General features: G+C 68.9%; 11 protein-coding genes and 2 pseudogenes. 12 read left to right on the forward strand and 1 reads right to left on the reverse strand.

Features of this window, described 5'->3' with window-relative positions:
• The first annotated feature begins 28 nt into the window (after positions 1-28).
• From DPR14_RS03420 to DPR14_RS03430, 3 genes and pseudogenes are all read left to right on the forward strand, one after another.
• Positions 29-1,006, forward strand: a complete 978-nt coding sequence (locus tag DPR14_RS03420) for an ABC transporter substrate-binding protein (protein ID WP_158043922.1) — start codon at positions 29-31, stop codon at positions 1,004-1,006.
• Positions 1,007-1,030: 24 nt separating this feature from the next.
• Positions 1,031-1,930, forward strand: a complete 900-nt coding sequence (locus tag DPR14_RS03425; RefSeq protein ID WP_158043923.1) for an ABC transporter permease — start codon at positions 1,031-1,033, stop codon at positions 1,928-1,930.
• Positions 1,927-2,719 (forward strand): annotated as a pseudogene (locus tag DPR14_RS03430) (ABC transporter ATP-binding protein). Before DPR14_RS03425 ends, DPR14_RS03430 begins: the two are co-directional and overlap by 4 nt.
• A gap of 132 nt (positions 2,720-2,851) precedes the next feature.
• Here the strand turns inward: DPR14_RS03430 and apbC are convergent.
• Positions 2,852-3,949 (reverse strand): annotated as a pseudogene (apbC, locus tag DPR14_RS28615) (iron-sulfur cluster carrier protein ApbC).
• Positions 3,950-4,126: 177 nt separating this feature from the next.
• On the opposite strand from apbC, the gene hflK reads away from it, so the two are divergent.
• The 9 genes from hflK to DPR14_RS03480 all read left to right on the forward strand — a co-directional run bounded on the left by hflK (position 4,127) and on the right by DPR14_RS03480 (position 14,881).
• On the forward strand, positions 4,127-5,317 hold the full coding sequence (hflK, locus tag DPR14_RS03440) for an FtsH protease activity modulator HflK (protein WP_158043924.1): 1,191 nt from the start codon (positions 4,127-4,129) through the stop codon (positions 5,315-5,317).
• 11 nt (positions 5,318-5,328) lie between these two features.
• Entirely contained in the window at positions 5,329-6,351 is a 1,023-nt protein-coding gene (gene hflC, locus DPR14_RS03445; RefSeq protein ID WP_158043925.1) for a protease modulator HflC, read from the forward strand.
• A gap of 149 nt (positions 6,352-6,500) precedes the next feature.
• Positions 6,501-6,689 carry a DUF2065 domain-containing protein gene (locus DPR14_RS03450; RefSeq protein ID WP_158043926.1) on the forward strand — a complete coding sequence of 63 codons (189 nt, stop codon included), beginning with the start codon at positions 6,501-6,503 and terminating at the stop codon, positions 6,687-6,689.
• A 272-nt stretch (positions 6,690-6,961) separates the two neighbouring features.
• Positions 6,962-8,497 (forward strand): DegQ family serine endoprotease, encoded by a 1,536-nt coding sequence (locus DPR14_RS03455; RefSeq protein ID WP_246148799.1) that lies wholly within the window; start codon positions 6,962-6,964, stop codon positions 8,495-8,497.
• A gap of 544 nt (positions 8,498-9,041) precedes the next feature.
• A complete protein-coding gene (locus DPR14_RS03460) occupies positions 9,042-9,965 on the forward strand; it encodes a cytochrome c oxidase subunit II (RefSeq protein ID WP_211103905.1) in 924 nt (307 codons plus the stop codon).
• Positions 9,962-12,511, forward strand: a complete 2,550-nt coding sequence (gene ctaD / locus DPR14_RS03465) for a cytochrome c oxidase subunit I (RefSeq protein ID WP_158043928.1) — start codon at positions 9,962-9,964, stop codon at positions 12,509-12,511. The genes DPR14_RS03460 and ctaD overlap by 4 nt, the downstream gene beginning before the upstream one ends.
• Before the next feature lie 11 nt (positions 12,512-12,522).
• On the forward strand, positions 12,523-12,900 hold the full coding sequence (locus DPR14_RS03470; RefSeq protein ID WP_158043929.1) for a hypothetical protein: 378 nt from the start codon (positions 12,523-12,525) through the stop codon (positions 12,898-12,900).
• Complete coding sequence (locus DPR14_RS03475; protein ID WP_158043930.1) at positions 12,897-13,610, forward strand: cytochrome c oxidase assembly protein; 714 nt, start codon at positions 12,897-12,899, stop codon at positions 13,608-13,610. The genes DPR14_RS03470 and DPR14_RS03475 overlap by 4 nt, the downstream gene beginning before the upstream one ends.
• Positions 13,610-14,881, forward strand: coding sequence for a c-type cytochrome (locus DPR14_RS03480; RefSeq protein WP_158043931.1), 1,272 nt, complete (start codon positions 13,610-13,612; stop codon positions 14,879-14,881). Before DPR14_RS03475 ends, DPR14_RS03480 begins: the two co-directional genes overlap by 1 nt.
• Positions 14,882-14,892: the final 11 nt, after the last annotated feature.

Genomic DNA, 14,892 nt, shown 5'->3' on the forward strand with positions numbered 1-14,892 from the left:
GGGGCGGAAGGCCCCGGGAGGAAGAAAGATGAAGAAGACCCGCATCGCCGGAGCGGCATTGGCCCTGGCGTGCCTGTGCGCCGTCCCGGGCCCGGTCCGGGCCCAGGTCCAGAGCAAGAGCGTCGCGGTCACCGCGATCGTCGAGCATCCGGCGCTGGACGCCGTTCGCGACGGCGTGCGCGACGAGCTGGCCGAGCAGGGCTGGAAAGCCGGCGAGACCCTGCGGTTCGACTACCAGAGCGCCCAGGGCAATCCCGGCACGGCGGTCCAGATCGCGCGGCAGTTCGTCGGCCAGGCGCCCGACGTGATCGTGCCGATCTCGACGCCGTCGGCCCAGGCCGTGGTGTCGGCGGCGCGGGACATCCCGGTCGTGTTCACCGCGGTGACCGATCCGCTCGGCGCCCAGCTCGTCCGCGACCTGGAGAAGCCGGGCCGCAACGTGACCGGCCTGTCCGACCTGTCGCCGGTGGCCGACCACCTGGCGCTGATCCGGGAGATCATGCCCCACGCCAAGCGGCTGGGCTTCCCGTACAATCCGGGCGAGCCGAACTCGGCGACCCTGCTGGACCTGGTGAAGAAGCTGGCGCCCGATCACGGTTTTTCCATCGTCGAGGCGCCGGCCACCCGCTCGGCCGACGTGCAGGGTGCGGCGCGCGGGCTGGTCGGCCGGGTCGACGCGGTCTACGTGCCGACCGACAACACCATCGTCTCCGCCCTCGAAGCCCTGCTGATCGTGGGCGCCCAGAACAAGCTTCCGGTCTTCGCGGCCGACACCGACAGCGTCCAGCGCGGCGCCGTCGCGACCGTGGGCTTCAACTATTACCAGGTCGGCCGCCAGACCGGGCAGATCGTCGCCCGCGTCCTGAAGGGCGAGAACCCCGGCGACATCCCCGTCCGGTCGGCCGAGGGAACGGACCTGTACGTCAACCCCAAGGCCGCGGCGGCGATGGGCATCACCATCCCGGACGGCGTGGTCGCCCGGGCCGGCAAGGTCGTCGGCCGGTGACGAACCCCGATCGATGAAGCTTCCATGAGCACCGTAGCATTGCTGGGTGCCGCGGAGCTGGGGCTGGTCTTCGCCCTGGTCGCCCTCGGCGTCTTCCTGTCGTTCCGCGTCCTGGACTTTCCCGACCTCACCGTGGACGGCAGCTTCCCGCTGGGCGCCGCCGTCACGGCGACCCTGATCGTGGCGGGCTGGAACCCGTGGCTCGCCACCGGGACCGCCATGGCGGCGGGTGCGCTGGCCGGGATCGTCACCGCCACGCTCAACGTGCGCTTCAGGATCCTGCACCTGCTGGCCAGCATCCTGACCATGATCGCGCTGTTCTCGGTCAACCTGCGGATCATGGGACGGCCGAACGTCGCGATCATCGCCCAGGACACGGTACTGACGCCGTTCTACGGGCTCGGCCTGTCCGACGCGGTGCTCCGGCCGTTGTTCGTGCTGGTCTTGGTCGCCGCCGTCGTGGCGCTGCTCGCCCGGTTCCTCAGCAGCGAGTTCGGCCTGGCCATGCGGGCGACCGGGGTCAACGCCCGGATGGCGCGGGCCCAGGGCGTTCCGACCGACCTGCACATCTATGCCGGGATGGCGCTGAGCAACGCGCTGGTGGCCCTGGCCGGCGCCCTGTTCGCCCAGACCAACGGCTTCGCCGACGTGACCAGCGGCATCGGCACCATCGTGATCGGGCTGGCGGCCGTCATCGTCGGCGAGACGGTGGTGCGCAGCCGGGTGATCCTGTGGGCGCTGGTCGGCTGCGTCGTCGGCTCCATCCTGTACCGGATCGCGATCCAGGTGGCGCTGAACGCCGACTTCATCGGGCTCCAGGCATCCGACCTGAACCTGGTGACGGCCCTGCTGGTGGCCGGCGCGCTGATCCTGCCGCGCCTGCGCAATCCCCTGCGGGCCGGAAGACAGGGAGCCCAGGGATGATCGAGGTCAGGGACCTGCACGTCACCTTCGGCCGGGGCACGCCGCTGGAGAAGCACGCGCTGCGCGGCATCGACCTGACGATCCCGGGCGGCCGGTTCGTCACCGTGATCGGCTCCAACGGGGCGGGCAAATCGACCGTGCTGGGGGCGCTGGCCGGCGACGTCATCGCCGAGCGCGGCACCGTGGCGATCGACGGCACCGACGTGACCCGCTGGCCCACCCCCGCCGGGCCGGGCTGGTCGCCCGGGTCTTCCAGGACCCCATGGCGGGCACCTGCGCCACCCTGTCGATCGAGGAGAACATGGCTCTCGCCGCGGCAAGGGGCCGCCGGCGCGGGCTGGGGCCGGCGGTCGGCGGGACCAGCGCATCGGCTTCCGCGACCGCATCGCGGAGCTGGGCCTGGGGCTGGAGAACCGCCTGAAGGACCAGATGGGCCTGCTGTCCGGCGGCCAGCGCCAAGCGGTCAGTCTGCTGATGGCGACCCTGGCGGGATCGCGCATCCTGCTGCTGGACGAGCACACCGCCGCCCTCGACCCCTCGACGGCGGACTTCGTGCTCGACCTGACCCGCCGGATCGTCGCCGGCCATGGCCTGACCACCCTGATGGTCACCCACTCCATGCGCCACGCCCTGGACCACGGCGACCGCACGATCATGCTGCACGAGGGCCGGATCGTGCTGGACGTCGGCGGCACCGAGCGCGCCGGCCTCGACGTGCCCGACCTGCTGGCGATGTTCAGCCGCGTCCGGGGTCAGCAACTGGCGGACGACAGCCTGCTGATCGGGTGACACCGGGTTCCGGGACGGCGACGGCGTCGCTCCCGATCCCGCATCGCAAGTTTATCGAAGCTCGCATATCTGCGTGCACGCATTTATTTCACCTTGCATAAAATGCCATCCATATTGCCGCCTATGCCCGCTTCACTCGATCACGATCTTCGGCGTCCCGCGCTGCGGCCCCGCCACCTTGGCCCAGACCTTGGCCGCGATCTCGCGGTAGACCTTGGCGTGCTCGCTGTCGGGGCGGGACATGACGATGGGCTGGCCGTCGTCGCTGGTCTCGCGGATCGCGATGTCCAGCGGGATCTCGCCCAGGAAGTCCATGCCCAGCGCCTCGGCCTCGCGCCGGCGCCGCCGTGGCTGAAGATGTCGGTGCGGTGGCCGCAGTTGGGGCAGCAGAAATAGCTCATGTTCTCGACGATGCCGAGCACCGGCACGTCGACCCGGCGGAACATGTTGAGGCCCTTGCGGGCGTCGAGCAATGCTATGTCCTGCGGGGTGGAGACGATGACCGCACCCGCCAGCGGGACCTGCTGCGCCATGGTGAGCTGGGCGTCGCCGGTGCCGGGCGGCATGTCGACCACCAGGATGTCCAGCTCGCCCAGGCCACGTCGCGCAGCATCTGCTGGAGCGCGCTCTGCACCATCGGCCCGCGCCAGATCATCGGCGTGTCCTCGGCGACCAGGAAGCCCATGGACATCACCTTGATGCCGTAATTCTCCATCGGCTGGAGCGACTTGCCATCGGCCGAGTTGGGCTTGCCGGTGATCGCCATCATGCGCGGCATGCTGGGACCGTAGACGTCCGCGTCGAGCAGCCCGACTCGGAGGCCGTTCGCCTTGAGCCCGAGGGCCAGGTTGACCGACGTGGTGGATTTGCCGACGCCGCCCTTGCCCGACGCGACCGCGACGATAGCACGCACGCCGGGAACCAGCGCCTTGCCGCCCGCGGCGGGGCCGCCGCCGGCTTGGAAGGGGCCGCGGGGGCCTCGCGGTGGGCGGTCAGGACCGCCGTCACCGACGTGACGCCGGGGATACCCTGGACCGCTTTTTCGGCCGCCTGGCGCAGCGGTTCGAGCTGCGGCCCGCGCTTGGGGTCAACTTCTATCGAAAAACCGACGTTGGAATCCTTGACGACCAACCCGGAAATCATGTTCAGACTCACGATGTCCGCCTGCCTGTCGGAATCGATCACGGTCCGCAGTGCGTCTAGTACCTGTGTCTCGGTAACCTGCGCCATGGTTGAAAACTCCGATCTTTTCCCAATATTGGCGGATAACTGTCAGCCCGGACGGTGCCGCGCCTACCGGTCGTTATAAGACCGGACCCGCGGCTTGGAAAGAGCCCGGAGTTCGACGCAAACGCGAGAGAATTCGACGCAAACGCGAGAGAATAAGAGAGAAAGGGACCGAGAGGCATGCCTTGGAGCAATCAGGGAGGGGGCGGAGGTGGCCCCTGGGGTCCTCCGCCCGGCAATGGCGGCGGAAACAACCCGTGGGGCAGGCCGGGCGGGTCCGGTGGCGGTTCCCAACCGCCGGATCTCGAGGATCTGCTCCGCAAAGGCCAGGACCGGTTTCGCCGGGTGATGCCGGGCGGCTTCGGCAGCGGCAAGGGCATCGCCATCGCGACTGCGGTGGTCGTGCTGATCTGGCTGTTCAGCGGCGTCTACCGCGTCGAGGCCGATGAGCAGGGCGTCGTCATGCGGTTCGGCGAATGGGTGCGGACGGAGCAGCCGGGGCTGCGCTACCATATCCCGGCCCCGATCGAGACCGCCCTGACGCCGAAGGTCACCCGCGTCAACCGCATCGAGATCGGCTACCGGTCCGGCACCGGCGACGGCCGCCGCACCGGCGGCGACCGCGACGTGACCGACGAGAGCCTGATGCTCACCGGCGACGAGAACATCATCGACATCGACTTCACGGTCCTGTGGGTGATCAAGGACGCCGGCCAGTACCTGTTCAAGATCCGCGACCCCGAGACCACCGTGAAGAAGGCCGCCGAGAGCGCCATGCGCGAGGTGATCGGCCGCACCGACATCCAGCCGGCCTTGACGGAAGCCCGGCAAGAGGTCGAGATCAGCACGCTTCAGCTGCTCCAGACGATGCTCGACGACTATCAGGCGGGCATCGAGATCACCCAGATCCAGCTGCAGAAGGTCGATCCGCCGACGCCGGTGGTCGATGCCTTCAACGACGTCCAGCGCGCCCGCGCCGACCGCGAGCGGGTTCGGAACGAAGCCGAGGCCTACCGGAACGACATCATCCCGCGTGCCCGAGGCGAGGCCGAGCGGCTGATCCAGGAGGCCTCCGCGTACCGCGAGCAGACCGTCAGCCTGGCCCAGGGTGACGCCCAGCGCTTCCTGTCGGTCTACGACGCCTATTCCGGCGCCCGCGAGGTCACCGCCCGCCGGATGTACCTGGAGACGATGGAGCAGGTCCTGCGCGGCACCAACAAGGTGATCATCGACGGGAACGGCAATGGCGAGAACGGGGTCGGAAACGGCGTCGTGCCCTACCTGCCGCTGACCGAGCTGCAGCGCATGCAGCGGCCCGCGGCGGCGCCGGCCACGAATTCCGCTCCCGGCCCCACCCGTACGGCGCAGTGAGGAGCTGAGACATGAACAAGAAACTCGCCATCGTCGGCATCGTCGTCGTGGTTCTCGGCATCCTCGCGTCGGCCAGCCTGTTCACCGTGAATGAAACCCAGCAGGCGCTGGTGCTTCAGTTCGGCGAACCGCGCCGGGTCATCCAGGAGCCGGGCCTGAAGGCCAAGGTGCCCTTCATCCAGAACGTGGTCCTGTACGACCGGCGCGTGCTCGACGTCGATCCGCCGGTCGAGCAGGTCATCCTGGCCGACCAGAAGCGTCTCGACGTGGACGCCTTCGCCCGTTACCGGATCTCCGATCCGCTCCGCTTCTTCCAGTCGGTCGGGTCCGAACAAATCCTCGAGCAGCGGCTGAGCACCGTGGTCGTCTCGGCGCTGCGACGCGTGCTCGGCAATGTCACCGTGCTGTCCATCCTGTCGGACGAGCGCGCCCGCGTGATGACCGACATCCGCGATCAGGTCAACGGGGAGGCCCAGCGCTTCGGCATCGAGGTGGTGGATGTCCGCATCCGCCGCGCCGACCTGCCGGAGGAGACCAGCCAGTCGATCTTCGCCCGCATGCGGTCGGAGCGTGAACGCGAGGCCGCCGAGTTCCGCGCGCAGGGCCAGGAACAGGCCCAGCAGATCCGCTCCCGGGCGGAACGCGAGCGGACCGTCATCCTGGCCGAGGCCCAGCGCGACTCGCAGGTGCTTCGAGGCGAGGGCGACAACCAGGCGTTCCGCATCATCGCGGAAGCGACCGGGCGGGACGCGGAATTCTACTCGTTCTATCGGACGCTCCAGGCTTACCGCGACAGCCTGCGCAACGAGGACACCACGATGGTGCTCTCGCCGACGGGCGACTTCTTCAAGTATTTCGGCAATCTGGCCGGCGCGACGGCCGGTTCTCCGGGCGGTCCCGGCGGGACTCCCGGCGGGGCTCCGGGCGAAACCCCGGGGGCTGCGGGCGGTCCGCCGGCGGCCCAGATCAGCCCGCCGCCTCCGTCGGCCACCCAGGGCGCCGAGAACGTCCAGCCGGGCGGCACGGCGAACTGATCCACGGTTCCAAAGCGTCCCTCGGGCCGGCGCCGCCTTGAACGGTGCCGGCCCACCGATCCCCTCGCCGCCGATCCCCTCGCCACCACCACCCGCCGCCGCGCCGAATCGGCGCGCTTCGGCGTCCTCCTCCGCTTCAAGGCTTCGCGTTGACCACTGAATTGCTGACGGCGCTGGCCCTCGTGCTCGTGCTCGAGGGCATCGCCTATGCCCTCTTCCCGGACCTGATGCGCCGCATGCTGGCGATCGCCCTGATGACTCCGGTCGGCCAACTGCGTGTCGCCGGCCTGATCGCGGCGATCAGCGGCGTGGGGCTGGTCTGGCTGCTGCGGGGGTGACCGCGGCCCTGCCGGGTCGCACATCCTTCGGCGATGCCCATGCAATACCTTACTTTCGCACCTCAAGAGCGTCTATTATCGGCGATGATGGCTTGACCCGGACTGGCCGAGACCGGTCGGCGGGCACATATCGGCTGACACCCGGCGATTGGCTGCGGTGCCCCTGGGCGGGTGCGCGGCGGCGCGGGCAGTGGCATAATCGAAGCAAGGAGAGAGCTTCCGTGACGAACAGCGCTCGAAGGGATGCCGCAGCGAATGCCGGAGGAGACGCCATGACCATAGACCGCGGGCAGCGGCGCCCGGCCTGGTTCAGGCCCGCTTTGATGAGGCCCGCCTTGATCAAACTCGCCGCCGGCCTGCCGGTGATCGCGGCTCTGCTTTTGGCCTCCCCCGACGTGGTCCATGCCCAGGGCCGCGCGAACGCTCCGGAGAGTTTCGCCGACCTGGCGCAAAAGCTGCTTCCCGCCGTGGTGAACATCTCGACCACGCAGAATATTCCGGAACGCCGCGGCGCCGGCCCGCGCCCCGGCCCCGAGATGCCGCAGTTTCCGCCCGGCTCTCCCTTCGAGGAGTTCTTCCGCGACTTCTTCGACCGCCAGGGACGCGAGCAGAACGCGCCGCCGCGCCGCGCCACCTCGCTCGGCTCGGGCTTCGTGATCGACGCCGAAGGTCTGGTGGTGACCAACAACCACGTGATCCAGGACGCCGACGAGATCAACGTCATCCTTCAGGACGACACCAACCTGAAGGCCGAACTGGTCGGCCGCGACCCCAAGACCGACTTGGCGCTGCTGCGCGTCAAGACCGACCGCAAGCTGACGGCCGTCACTTTCGGCGACAGCGACGCGATGCGGGTCGGCGACTGGGTGCTGGCGATCGGCAACCCGTTCGGCCTGGGCGGCACCGTGACCGCCGGCATCATCTCGGCCCGCGCCCGCGACATCAACGCCGGTCCCTATGACGACTTCCTGCAAACCGACGCCTCGATCAACCGGGGCAATTCCGGCGGCCCCATGTTCAACATGCGGGGCGAGGTGATCGGCATCAACACCGCGATCTTCTCGCCGTCCGGCGGCTCGGTCGGCATCGGCTTCGCGATCCCCTCGACGCTGGCCCGCAGCGTGGTTGCCCAGCTCAAGGATTTCGGCCGGACCCGGCGCGGCTGGCTCGGCGTCCGCATCCAGGGCGTCACGCCCGAGATCGCCGAAAGCCTGGGGCTGCGCTCCGCCACCGGCGCGCTGGTCGCCAGCGTCACCCCGAACGGCCCGGCCGCCGAGGCCGGCATCCAGGCCGGTGACGTGATCCTGACCTTCGACGGCAAGGAAGTGAACGAGATGCGCCGCCTGCCGCGCGTCGTCGCCGAGACCGGCGTCGAGGAGCGGGTGCCCGTCAAGCTGTGGCGCCGCGGCCAGGAGCAGACGGTCCAGGTCAAGGTCGGCGAGCTTGAGGCCGCCGAGGAGTCCGGCATTCTGGCCGCGGTCCCCGACGAACCGGCGCCCGCCGCTCCTGAGTCGGTCGAGGCTCTGGGGCTCAAGCTGACCGGCATCACGCCCGAGCTGCGCCAGCAATTCGATATCAACGAGCAGCTCCGCGGCGTCCTGGTCACCGAAGTCGCCGGCAACAGCAGCGCCGCGGAGAAGGACCTGCGTCCCGGCGACGTGATCGTCGAGGTCGGCCAGGAGGAGGTGTCGACGCCGCAGGACGTCGCCGCCAAGGTCAAGGCTGCCAAGGACGCGAACCGCAAGACCGTGCTGCTTCTGATCGACCGCCGGGGCGACCTGCGCTTCGTCGCCCTGAACGTGAGCTGACGCCGGGCGGGCAGGGGGAGCGGCCGTTCCCCCTGCTGCGCCCTGCCGCGAAAGACGGCGGCATCTGAGTGACCGAAGCCCCGCCACGTCGCGGCCTTCGCGAGATCCCATATCCAAGACAACTCCCGCCGGGGCATTCCGGCGCAAGGGCAGCCGCGCCGATCCGGTCATCGCCGCCCACCCGGGCGGTCCAGTCAAACGCTTCGACATGAAAGTGTTTGGTGCGTTCAACGCAACCATCAGCAATGCACTGTGTTTGAAGGTCCGGATCGCGGCTGGACCGATATCCGACCCATGGACTTGGCGCGGCCCATCATGACGGCCGCCTGTTTCATGTGGCCGACATCGAGTTGATCCGCCTTCGCTTCGAAGAATTCAACGACCAGGGAAAGCGATCGTGGACCGACGGTCGGCAATGCGACAATCGCCTTTGGACACGATCCGACGCAAGCCTGGCGGTCCCAGCCGCGGCTTCCCCTCCGCGGCCACGGCAACCGTCGCGCTGATCCTTCCCTTTCTGGCGTCCTGCACGGGGCCCCAGTCGATGTTCCGGGCGGCGGGGACCGAAGCCGACAGCGTCGCCAACCTGTTCTATGTCATGCTTGCCGGGTCCGCCGTGATCTGGCTGGGAGTCATGGGCCTCAGCCTTTACGCGGTCAGGGCGACGCCCGCGAAGGACGGCGCGCGGCGCGGGGTCCAGCTCATCATCTGGGGCGGCTGCGTCTTTCCGACGGTGGTCCTGGCTCTCCTGCTGTACTGGGGCCTGGCGAAAATGCCGGATTACCGGCGGCCGGCGGACGGCCCGACCATCGCGGTTTCCGGCGAACGGTTCTGGTGGCGCGTCGCCTACGATCTCAAGGGTGAGCCGGGAGTCGTCAAGAGCCTGCCCCCCGGCGGCGTCGAAAGTGCCAACGAGATCTGGATCCCGGTCGGCCGCCGGACCGAAATCCTTCTCGGCAGCCCGGACGTGATCCATTCCTTCTGGGTTCCGGCGCTCGCCGGGAAGATCGACGCGATCCCCGGCCGGGTCAACCGCATCATCCTCGAACCCACGGTGGTAGGCGTCTACAACGGGGTCTGCGCCGAATTCTGCGGCGACGCCCATGCCCAGATGGGGCTGCGCGTCGTCGTCGTCCCCGAAGCCGAGTACGCGGCCCATGTCGAAGCCCAGGCGCGCCCCGCCTCCGTCGTTTCGGGACCGGGATACGAGGCGTTCCTCGCGAGCGGCTGCGGTGCCTGCCATACCGTCCGGGGAACCCCGGCCGACGGCTCGGTCGGTCCCGACCTCACCCATGTCGCCTCCCGGCGCACCATCGGCGCCGGCCTCCTCGAAACCAGCGAGGAGAACCTCGCCAGGTTCATCCGCGCCACCGACCATGTGAAACCCGGTGTCGAAATGCCGGAGTTCGGCGTGCTTCCGGATGAGGAGATCGCCGCCATCGCGAACTGGCTGGGAGACCTGCGATGAGCGACGCACCCGCGATGCCGGACACTCCCGGACGGGTGCCGGACGCCGAGGCGGTGCGCCGGGGCCAGGAGGAGCGGCTGGAGAAGGTGTGGGAGACGCCGAAAGGCTGGCGCTACTGGTCGGCGGTCAACAACACCGAAGTCGGCATCTGGTACACCGCCACCTCGTTCGCCTTCATGCTGTTCGCGGGCGTCCTCGGCCTGATGGTCCGCGTCCAGCTCGCCGTGCCCGAGAACGATTTCCTGACCGCGAACTTCTACAATCAGGTCTTCACCCTGCACGGCACGGTGATGATGTTCCTGTTCGCGGTTCCGATCTTCGAGGCGGTGGCGATCGTCCTGCTGCCGCAGATGCTCGGTGCGCGCGACCTGCCTTTTCCCAGGCTTTCGGCGTTCGGCTACTGGTGCTTCCTGATCGGCGGGGTCTTCGTCTCGGGATCGATCTTCTTCGGCGCTGCGCCGGAGGGCGGCTGGTTCATGTATCCGCCGCTGACGACCCAGGAGCGGTTCACGCCGGGCTACGGACCGGACATCTGGCTCCTCGGCCTCTCCTTCATCGAGGTGGCCTCGATCGCCGCCGCGGTCGAGCTGATCGTCGGGACGCTGAAGTGCCGGCCGCCCGGCATGCGGCTCAACCTGATGCCGCTCTACGCCTGGTACGTCCTCGTCGTCGCCGGCATGATCCTGTTCGCCTTTCCGCCGCTGATCGCGGGCGACATCCTGTTCGAGCTGGAGCGGCTGTTCAAATGGCCGTTCTTCGATCCGGAGCGGGGCGGCGACCCGGTGCTCTGGCAGCACCTGTTCTGGATCTTCGGCCATCCCGAGGTCTACATCGTCTTCCTGCCGGCGATCGCCCTCATCGCCATGATCGTCCCGACCTTCGCGCGGCGGCCCCTGCTGGGCTATTCGTGGATCGTGCTGGCGGCGGTCGGGACCGGCTTCCTGTCGTTCGGCCTGTGGGTCCACCACATGTTCACGACGGGCCTGCCGTCGATCTCGCTGGGATTCTTCTCGGCCGCCTCCGAGGCGGTGGCGATCCCGACCGGCGTCCAGATCTTCGTGTTCATCGCGACCTTGTGGACCGGCCGGGTCGTCCGGTCGGTTCCCATGCTGTTCGTGAGCGGCGCGCTGGCGATCTTCGTCATCGGCGGGCTGACCGGCGTGATGGTCGCGCTGGCGCCCTTCGACTGGCAGGCCCACGACACCTATTTCGTGGTCGCCCACCTCCACTACGTCCTGATCGGCGGCATGCTGTTCCCGATCGTGGCGGGGGTCTATTACTACTGGCCGCTCGTCGGCTCCCGCCGCCTGTCGGACCGGCTCGGCCGGATCTCCTTCTGGCTGATGTTCGCCGGGTTCAACCTCGGCTTCTTTCCCATGCATCTGTCCGGCCTCATCGGGATGCCGCGGCGGGTCTGGACCTATCCCGCGGGGCTGGGACTCGATCTTCCCAACCTGCTGTCGACGATCGGGGCTTTCATCTTCGCGGCGGGCATCCTCATCATCGTCTTCGACATGCTCCGGCCGAAAGGGAGCCAGCCCTACGCGGAGCGCAACACCTGGAGCGCCGGTACGCTCGAATGGCTCGCCGAAATCCCGGGAAGGGATTGGGGCGTGCGCTCCATCCCGATCGTCACGACGCGCTACCCGCTTTGGGAGCAACCGAACTTCATGAGGGATTACGACCAGGGACGCTTCTACCTGCCGGACGCGGAGGAAATGCAGCGCGAGACGATGGTCACCAGCGTGCTCGACGGCGAACCGGTGCAGTGCCTCCGCGTTCCCGGCAACACCTTCATGACCATGGTCGCCGCGATCCTGCTGGGCGCGGTCTTCATCCTGGCGACCTTCCATTTCTGGTACGCCACCATCGCCGCCATGGTCGGGGCGACCATCTCGATCATGGTCTGGCTGTGGCGCGGAACGGCGATGATCCCGGAAAAGCCGGAGAAGGACGTCGGTCTCGGCCTGGTCCTGCCCCTCTACACGTCCGGTCCCAGTTCGGTCGGCTGGTGGGCGATGTTCATCACCATGATCGGCGACGGAACGGCGTTCCTGTCCCTCGTCTTCGCCTACTTCTTCTATTTCACGATCCATCCGGAGTTTCCGCCGGCCGGGGTGGACGGCCCGGGCCTGCTCTGGCCTCTGGTCTCGCTGGCATTGACGCTGGGCGCCTGGGCGGCCGCACGGCTCGCCCTGCGCGTCAACCGGGCGGGAGGGGTCGATGCCGCGCGGGTGCTGATGGCTGCCGGCGTGGTGCTGGCCTTGGCGGGCGGCGCCGCCCTGGTCTGGGCCCCTTACGCCGCCGGGCTCGATCCCGTCGTCCATGTCTACCAGGCGACCGTGTGGGTGCTCGTCATCTGGACGGTCGCCCATGCCGCCGTGGGAGCGCTGATGCTCGCCTACTGCCTGGCGCGGTCGTTCGCCGGCAAGCTGACCCCGGTCCACGACATCGACATCGCGAACGTGGCGCTCTACTGGCACTTCATGGCCGCGACCGGCCTGATCGCCGTCGCGACCATCGCCCTGTCTCCGCTGGCGGCATGAGGGAGACGCCGATGGCACAATCCAGGCAAACCAAGGACAATCTCTGGACGCTGATAACCGCCCCGACGATCTGGGCCCTGCATTTCCTGGTCAGCTATGTGGTCGCCGCCTTCCATTGCGCGCCGAATGAAGAAATCTTCCAGCCGATCGACCCGACGCGGATCATGGTCGGCGTCATCACCGCCATCGCCCTGGCCTTGATCGGGCTGGTGCTGTGGCGGTCCATCGGCGAATGGCGCAGGCACGGCGGCGGCTATCGCCACAACGAGGATTCCGACATCGACCGCGAGCGGTTCCTGGAATTCTCCACGGTCCTCCTCGCGGCACTCTCCTTCGTCGGCGTCCTGTTCGTCGGCCTGCCGGCGCTTCTCATCGTGGATTGCCGATGAGGGACGCGGCATCCTCCCCGGTCGGAACCCTCGGCACGTCCGCGGAGCGCGCGGGGCCCGGGCCGCGCGCCCCGGTGGAGCTTTGGCCGCTCGCAGCCGGACTTCTGCTGCTCGCCCTCCTGTGGTTCGGGCCGCTCCCCGACCGGGCGCGAGGCTCCTTCGCGGCGCACATGGTGATGCATATGGGCGTCGTCGCGGTGGCGGCGCCGCTTCTCGCCGTCGGCATCGCGCGCGCTTTTCCGCGCCTGGTCGCCTCGTTCCCGCCCGGGCTGGCATTGGCGGCATCGCTGCTGGAGTTCGCCGCGGTCTGGACGTGGCATGCCCCGGCACTGCATGACGCCGCCCGCGCGGAGACCGCGTTCCTCGTCCTGGAACAGGCATCCTTCCTCGCCGCCGGCGTTCTCGTCTGGGCCAGCGCCGTGGGAGCGCCGGGAGACGGCCGGCTGGCCGCGCGGGGGGCAGGCGTCTGCGCCCTCCTGATCACCTCCATGCACATGGTGCTCCTGGGGGCCCTCCTGCTCTTCGCGCCAAGACCGCTCTACGCCTGCGCCGAGGTCTGCTCGCCCGCCGCCGCCCTGACGCCGCTGGGCGACCAGCAGCTCGGCGGAGCCCTCATGCTGATCATCGGCGGAACGGCCTACCTCGCGGGTGGCTTGGCCCTTCTCTCATCGGTTCTGCGGGACCGGGCGCCGACCGGGGAGACCGCCTGATGCGGATCGATTTCCTGCTTACCTGGAAGAAGCTGCTCGCGGCCGCCGTCGGCGGGGTTCTCCTGGCCCTCGCGGTCAGCTTCTCCGGCTTGGTCTCCATCGCGGCCTCGTCGGGGCATTTCGCGCCGGTTTCCTGGTTCCTGCACTGGACCATGGGGAATGCGGTCGACCGGCAATCCCTGCTGATTTCCGTGCCGCCCGGCATCGATCCGCCGGATCCCGCCCTGGTCCAGCGCACCGCCGGCCATTTCGCGACCGGCTGCGCGCCCTGCCACGGCGCGCCGGGCGTGCCGCAGTCGCCCGTCGCCCTGTCGATGACCCCGCATCCGCCGCGGCTGGAGGAGCAGGTCGGAGAGTGGAGGGACCGCGAGCTATTCTGGATCGTCAAGCACGGCATCAAGTATTCCGGGATGCCGGCCTGGGTGGCGCAGAGCCGGGACGACGAGGTCTGGGCACAGGTCGCCTTCCTGCGGGCGCTGCCAGGCCTGGCGCCCGAACGCTATGCCGACCTGGCGCTCGGCGGAGAGCCTGCCCGAAGGCCGCTCGGGGCCGGCGGCGAGACGATGCCGGCACTGGACGGGATCTTCGAGACCGCGCTCGCGGACTGTTCGCGCTGCCATGGCCGCGACGGTCTCGGCCGGGACTCGGGGCGGGCGTCCGGCGCCTTTCCCGTCATCGCGGGCCAGCCCGAAACCTATCTCCTGGCGACGCTGAAAGCCTTCTCGGCGGGCTCGCGGCATTCCGGCCTGATGCAGCCTCCCGCCAGGCGGTACGACGACGCGACGCTCGCCAGGCTTGCCGTGTGGTACGCCGCGCAGCCGGCGGGAGACCCCGCGTCGTCTCCGCGGTCCGGCGATCGGCTGGCCGGAGGACCGGGGGAGGAACCGGACGGCATCCCCCGGCAGATCCTTCCGCAGGGCGCACGGGGGACCGGCGCCCTTGTCGCTTCCGCCGCCGCCGGCGGCCTGTCCGGGGATCGCGGAGCGCTGCTCGACCTGGGGCGCCGGATTGCGTTCGAAGGGATATCCTCGCGGAAGATCCCGTCCTGCGAGAGCTGCCACGGCCCCCGGGGGCGCTTGAAGAACGACCACTATCCCTACCTCGCAGGCCAGCCCGAATGGTACCTGTCGACGCATCTCCATCTCTGGAAGGAGGCCCATCGCGGCGGCACGCGCTTCAACCACCTGATGACGGAGTTTGCGGACAGTCTGACCGACGAGCAGATCGAAGCCGTCGCCGCCTGGTATGCGGAGCAGCCCTTGGGTCGATGAGACGACAGCCC

The organism is Skermanella pratensis (genome assembly GCF_008843145.1).
In the GTDB taxonomy this organism is placed as follows: Bacteria; Pseudomonadota; Alphaproteobacteria; order Azospirillales; family Azospirillaceae; genus Skermanella; species Skermanella pratensis.

Excerpts from the sequence above, each read along its gene's own strand:
- DPR14_RS03420 (WP_158043922.1), top strand. The coding sequence starts at position 29 with ATGAAGAAGACCCGCATCGCCGGAGCGGCATTGGCCCTGGCGTGCCTG.
- DPR14_RS03425 (WP_158043923.1), top strand. The coding sequence starts at position 1,031 with ATGAGCACCGTAGCATTGCTGGGTGCCGCGGAGCTGGGGCTGGTCTTC.
- hflK (WP_158043924.1), top strand. The coding sequence starts at position 4,127 with ATGCCTTGGAGCAATCAGGGAGGGGGCGGAGGTGGCCCCTGGGGTCCT.
- hflC (WP_158043925.1), top strand. The coding sequence starts at position 5,329 with ATGAACAAGAAACTCGCCATCGTCGGCATCGTCGTCGTGGTTCTCGGC.
- DPR14_RS03455 (WP_246148799.1), top strand. The coding sequence starts at position 6,962 with ATGACCATAGACCGCGGGCAGCGGCGCCCGGCCTGGTTCAGGCCCGCT.
- DPR14_RS03460 (WP_211103905.1), top strand. The coding sequence starts at position 9,042 with ATGTTCCGGGCGGCGGGGACCGAAGCCGACAGCGTCGCCAACCTGTTC.
- ctaD (WP_158043928.1), top strand. The coding sequence starts at position 9,962 with ATGAGCGACGCACCCGCGATGCCGGACACTCCCGGACGGGTGCCGGAC.
- DPR14_RS03470 (WP_158043929.1), top strand. The coding sequence starts at position 12,523 with ATGGCACAATCCAGGCAAACCAAGGACAATCTCTGGACGCTGATAACC.
- DPR14_RS03475 (WP_158043930.1), top strand. The coding sequence starts at position 12,897 with ATGAGGGACGCGGCATCCTCCCCGGTCGGAACCCTCGGCACGTCCGCG.
- DPR14_RS03480 (WP_158043931.1), top strand. The coding sequence starts at position 13,610 with ATGCGGATCGATTTCCTGCTTACCTGGAAGAAGCTGCTCGCGGCCGCC.